Source organism: Ochrobactrum sp. SFR4, assembly GCF_019730395.1.
In the GTDB taxonomy this organism is placed as follows: Bacteria; Pseudomonadota; Alphaproteobacteria; order Rhizobiales; family Rhizobiaceae; genus Pseudochrobactrum.
The window spans coordinates 1-240 of record NZ_JAAPBB010001304.1 but is presented as its reverse complement, the minus strand read 5'-3'; the positions used below and the strand labels follow the sequence as shown (position 1 = coordinate 240).

The window sequence follows — 240 nt, the reverse complement described above, 5'->3', positions numbered from 1 at the left end:
GGCGCAACAAGCACGCTTAATCGTGACGACGACTGCAAGCCGTGAAGTCATATTAACTGCAGATATGATACAGGCAGGTACGCATATTACGGCTATCGGTGCGGACACGCCGGAAAAGCAGGAGCTGGAAGCAGCACTTATTCATAAGGCTGATATTGTTGTCACCGATAGTCGTGAGCAGGCACGCCATCGTGGCGAACTGCATCATGCATTCGGTGATACAGAACTGTCTGCTGATCA

General features: G+C 50.8%; 1 pseudogene. It reads left to right on the top strand.

The window, feature by feature from the left end:
- Window positions 1-22: 22 nt before the first annotated feature.
- Window positions 23-240, top strand: a pseudogene (locus tag HBA93_RS23240) (ornithine cyclodeaminase family protein); the annotation flags it as partial.